The following is a 681-nucleotide window of genomic DNA, read 5'->3' as shown; positions in this document are numbered from 1 at the left end:
GATCGTTCACCATCTGGCGGTCGACGGGGTGTCGTGGCGGATTTTGCTGGAGGATCTCAACCTGGCCTGGGCGCAGCATCGGGGTGGGCAGCAGGTGGTGTTGCCGGCGCCGGGGACGTCGTTCGCCCGGTGGGCGTCGCTGCTGGGTGAGTACGCGCACCGCCCCGAGGTGGTGCAGCTGGCGCAGGTCTGGCGGCAGATCGCGGCGCTGCCCACCGCGTTGCCGGCGGTGCGCCCCGACGCGGACACCTATGCCAGCGCCGGGAACTTGTCGGTCGAGCTGGACGCCGAGACCACCCGGATGCTGCTCGGCGAGGTGCCGGCGGCGTTTCACGCCGGCATACACGAGATCTTGTTGATCGCGTTCGCCTTGGCCTGCACGGAGTTTCTGGGGACCGGCGGCGCGCCGATCGTCATCGACGCGGAGGGTCACGGACGCCAGGAGGAGCTGGCCGCGTCGGGGGAGCATGTCGACCTGTCGCGCACCGTGGGCTGGTTCACCACCAAGTACCCGGTGGCCATCACGGCGGGCGGGCTGTCGTGGGCTGACGTGGCGGCCGGCGACCCTCGGCTCGGCGCTGTTATCAAGGACGCCAAAGAACAGCTGCGCGCGCTGCCGGATGGCCTGACCTACGGCGTGCTGCGCTACCTGAACGGCGAGACCGACCTGGACGGCTCCGA

Annotated in this window: 1 protein-coding gene; it reads left to right on the top strand. The window is 70.3% G+C overall.

Annotated elements, in window-relative coordinates:
- A partial coding sequence (locus A5696_RS02545; protein ID WP_231964205.1) for a condensation domain-containing protein occupies positions 1 to 681 on the top strand: 681 nt, incomplete at both ends.

The organism is Mycobacterium sp. E2699 (assembly GCF_001666745.1).
Classification (GTDB): domain Bacteria; phylum Actinomycetota; class Actinomycetes; order Mycobacteriales; family Mycobacteriaceae; genus Mycobacterium.
This window is presented reverse-complemented; position numbering and strand designations above follow the sequence as displayed.